General features: G+C 30.2%; 4 protein-coding genes. All 4 read left to right on the top strand.

The annotated features are described in order from the left end of the window. Positions 1–2,788: UvrD-helicase domain-containing protein (locus IBX42_RS11215; RefSeq protein ID WP_294932970.1), on the top strand; the 2,788-nt coding region annotated here is incomplete at its 5' end. 226 nt (positions 2,789–3,014) lie between these two features. After that, complete coding sequence (locus IBX42_RS11210) at positions 3,015–3,422, top strand: hypothetical protein (protein ID WP_294932968.1); 408 nt, start codon at positions 3,015–3,017, stop codon at positions 3,420–3,422. A 14-nt stretch (positions 3,423–3,436) separates the two neighbouring features. After that, a complete protein-coding gene (locus tag IBX42_RS11205) occupies positions 3,437–3,814 on the top strand; it encodes a hypothetical protein (protein ID WP_294932966.1) in 378 nt (125 codons plus the stop codon). 499 nt (positions 3,815–4,313) lie between these two features. Then, complete coding sequence (locus IBX42_RS11200; RefSeq protein ID WP_294932964.1) at positions 4,314–4,631, top strand: hypothetical protein; 318 nt, start codon at positions 4,314–4,316, stop codon at positions 4,629–4,631. Positions 4,632–4,798: the final 167 nt, after the last annotated feature.

The raw sequence follows: 4,798 nt of genomic DNA, 5'->3' as shown, positions 1-4,798 counted from the left end.
CTTATGCAATAAGAATGTTGTATTAAGTGGTTTGTTTTTGTGGGGACATTATAAACTTAAGAGCAATGCTCAAAAAATTGAACAACTTAAAAAAGATATTTCAAAACTTGAAAATGAATTTGATATTAAACTTGAATTATTTAAAAATAGACTCACAAGCTTTCAAATAAAAATTCTCCAACTAGCTAAAAATCAATATATTAATGACTACACAAGAAAAAACTTAAAAGATGAGTTCCAAGGTATTATTGAACTAAAAGATGAATTTTTAACTCATAGTAAAGTAAAAAATTTTATCCCAGAAGTTATAGTATTTTCTAGCGATGATGTAGCTTGGATCAAAAATAAAAACAATGCTTTTGTGAAAAATGAAATGATTAGTGAAAAAAATTTCTTCGATACAGTAGAATCAAAACCTTTAACAAAAAAGCAGCAAGAAGCGGTGCTTGTGAATGAAAACAACAATTTAATCTTAGCAGGTGCAGGTTCTGGTAAAACAAGCGTTGTTGTAGCAAAAGTAAGCTATTTAATTAAAAAAAATATTTTACATCCAAATGAAATTCTTATATTAGCATTTAATAAAAATGCTCAAAAAGAGCTGGAAGAAAGATTTGAAAAAAAAGGTATCCCTGTTAAAAACAATACCGCTAACGCTTTTGGATTACAAATCGATACTTTTCATGCTTATGGATTACAAATAATCGCTCAATCTATGGCTAGAAGGTTTGATATATGTCCTATGTCTGAATCTCCAAACAATATGAATAAATTTATAAAAGATAGTATCTTTAAGCTACTTGCTTCCATGGGAACATTTTTAAAAGAATTCACTCAATTTATTGCTTATTTTAGTATTCCTTACAAAAATGAGTCGGAGTTTAATAGTCTTGGTAAATATTATGATTATCAAAAAGATTTTGATATGAAGACTCTCAAGCATGAAGTTGAAATAAGGAGTAATGAACAAAAAGAAAAACTTATAACACTTCAAGAAGAGACTGTAAAAAGCTATCAAGAGTTATTGATTGCAAATTTTTTCACTCTGAATGGGATTAGATATTTATACGAAGAGCCTTATGAAATAAAAACTTATACGACCGATAGGCGACAATACAAGCCAGATTTTTATTTGCCAGATTATGGAATATATATCGAGCATTTTGGTATAGACAGAAAAGGAAACACTGCTTCTTACATTGATAGAGAGAAATATTTGGATGGTATGGAGTGGAAAAGAGAGTTACACAATAAAAATCAAACTACGCTTATTGAAACATTTAGCTATGAGTTTTTAGAAGGGCGAGGACTGCAACTCCTAAAAGAGAAACTACTTGCCCACAATGTGCATTTTAGAGAACCTACTGAAGCTGAATTGCATGAGCTTTTAAAAGAGCCGATTGAAAGCGGTAAATTTACAAGTTTATTTACAACTTTTTTAAGTCACTTTAAGTCAAATAGGCACACACTAGAAGGCATTAAAGAAAAATCAAAAGAGGTTGAACGCTCAAGTCTGTTTATTAGATTATTTGAGTTTATTTTTAAAGAGTATCAAGAATTTCAAAAGAGAAATAGCTGTATAGATTTTGACGATATGATTGTAGAAGCTTTGAATAATATAGAAAAAGGCAAGTATAGACATGGTTTTAAGCATATATTTATTGATGAGTTTCAAGATATTTCCACAACAAGAGCAATGCTTATAAAATCACTTCTACCTTTAAACAATACCTCTATTACAGCAGTTGGGGATGATTGGCAATCAATCAACAGATTTGCAGGAAGCAACATTAAAATTATTCAAGATTTTGAAAAAACATTTGGTATCTCACAAGCCGTAGCCTTGGATTATACATTTAGATTTGACAATATTATCTCAAGTGTTGCATCGGACTTTATACAAAAAAATCCAAATCAACTTCAAAAAGAGATTAAAACAGTAAAGACTCAAGAACAAAACAAATTTAGTATTTGCTTGTACTGGTCAACAGGGAAAAATCAAGAAGATATTGAGGAAATTTTGAAAAAAATTGTGCAAAAAGAAAGAGAAAAGACAAAAACAGTAAGAATCTTGGCTCGATATAACTTTTTATTGAATGACTTAAGCTTTGGATACTATCCAACTTTAACTATAGAAAAATCATCAGTTCATGGCTCAAAAGGAAATGAAGCTGACTATGTGATAGTTTTTGGCTTAAATCATGGCAAGTACGGATTCCCATCAAAGATTGTGGATGATCCAATTTTAGATATTGTTGTACCACCTGGAGACGATTATGAAGATGCTGAGGAGAGAAGACTTTTTTATGTAGCACTCACAAGAACAAAAGGAACATTGTTTTTACTAAGCAACCAATATGAAAAATCATCGTTTGTAGAAGAGCTAATAGAAAGCTATAAAGATGAAATTTACTTTATGAATGACGCTGGTGTAGAGTTGATACATTGTCCAGAGTGTAAAACGGGAATTCTTAAGAAAAATACAACCCATGAAGACAGACGAAGACATTTCTATGGTTGTAGCAATTACCCAAGATGTAAATACACTGAAAATATACATTACTGCCCTCAATGTGAAAGTGAAGTAAAAAAAGATTTAGAAAACAGAGTTGCAAAATGTATAAGTAAAGAATGTGATTTTGAGTCAAAATTATGCCCAACATGTAATGGGCATCTTATAAAAAGAAATGGGCAATATGGTGAATTTCTAGGGTGTGAAAACTACCCAACTTGCACATACTCAGAAAAGATCCAAGTAGCAAGAGAGAATTTGAATGATAATGTATTTTAAAATCATACAGAACCTTTTGTAACAAATACCAAAATTTAAATAGTAAATAATAGTTGAACATATTTGTTGTTAAGTGGTAATTGGATATCGTATTAAGTTACTGTATCAGTTAAATTTGACTTTACATATAAGCATTTAGGGCATTGGTATTCAAGTAAAAAGTTAAGTAAAGATACTTAGTTATTATTTAAATTAATAAATAGTGTATAAAATATTAAGGATATATATGGGGTTTTTTAGCAAGTTATTTAATGGTCCAGGAAGAAGAGTAGAAGATACTATAATGTATTTAGTAGATGTTGAAACGAGAAAAGTAAAACACTTTTTATCACATAAAGAAAAATATAAGAACTATAATGAATATTGCCAGAGTAGAACTTCTATTGTAAATAAAAGTTCTGCTGAAACAGCTGTAATTGAAGATTGGATTATTTTTGAAACAGTATTAAGAGTATTTAGAAAAATTTCAAAAACAGAATTAGTTGAATACAGAGATTTTAATTATGAAAATGAAATTGTTGGTACTCGTATATACAATGAGGAAGTTGGTCATATTATAATAGAGTCATTTCTTGATCAAAATAAAAAACGATTGATAGAAGTTCATTGGCAAGATGAATATACTATATCTTAAATAAAGGAAAATACATGGAATGGATTATTGGACTAATTTTAATATGGGTCGTTTGGAGACTATTAACTGGTACTGCTAGAAGAGAAGTAACTCTCAAAGATGCAATAGGTAGGGCATATATTGCTAGTAGCAGGCTAAATCAAGATTGGATTGATACACCAATTTATTGGGAAGCAGCCAAAAGATTTGCACAAGATAGAGGTGCTCACATAAGTCATGATGGTACACCATCTGCTAACTTCGAAATGATGATTAATGGTACAGTAATCTCTGTTATATTTTTGAAAGATGGAATAAATGGTAAAACACAAATTTGTGCCAGAAAAAAAGAAGATGTAATTAAAGAACAAGAAGAAATCATAAATTCATTTATGAACAAGCATCAGAATTAGATTTATTCTTTAAGTCAATGATTTAAGAATACATAGATATAAATCTTAAGTATGCGGACTTATTTCTAATGAGATTAGAGAGAGAAGGAATGAAAAATAACCTAACAACCACAAATCAAAATGCAAAATTAGCACTAAGCAAATCAAAAAGTTTACTTAATGTCAACGGCGGAGTTAAACCCAAATCACGAAATAGAAATTTGTCGATAGAAAGATGAGACTTGATTTTAAAGAATTTTACCGAGTATAAAATCTAAAAATTGATACTCCTGAAAGAAATATTTTTTATTTAGCCTTCAAACCATCATTTTGCTTATTTTTGAAGAAAAGATGGCATTAATGTATTGATAAGGAAATCGGTAAAGAATTTGAGTCTAAAGGGGATTTTGTCATCTACAATGGGCTTATCAGAGGAGTTGCCGATGGAGGTGTTGACCTTATCGTCATTTCACCAAATAGTCAATCTATCAATCTGGTTCAGTGTAAAAATTGGCATAAAATGAAGATGGAACATCACCATATAAGCAGTGTGTACGATAAGCTAACCAACTATGCATCTGACATCAATTATGCTGCAATGTTTGGTATTTATTTCATCAAATACCACGTAGCAATACAGGAGCATCTTCATTACAAGAAAGAGCCCGATGAGATAGCCAATATATTAAAAGCAGCAAGTAACTATCCCAACACAAGAAAAACCTTGTATATAGCGACCGATCAGGTGATAGACCTAAATGTAGGTCAGCACCTAACGATGATTAAACCTAACATCTTTCGTTATAACGATATGAAAATAGCCATCACAAAAATATAAAAGTCGGGATAATGACAATAAGAAAGGGAAATCTAAAAATGAATAACAACGAAGTTTGGATAGAAAAATTAAAACATTGGGCTAGTGAAAATCCAATAAAAAACCTAGAAACTTATAACGTCCCCATTTGTCAAGACCACTTAAAGCAACATTCTTATTTCACTCAT

This window comes from Sulfurimonas sp. (assembly GCF_014859695.1).
Lineage (GTDB): Bacteria > Campylobacterota > Campylobacteria > Campylobacterales > Sulfurimonadaceae > Sulfurimonas.
The sequence above is the reverse complement of the archived record's forward strand: the minus strand, read 5'-3'. Positions and strand labels throughout refer to the sequence as shown.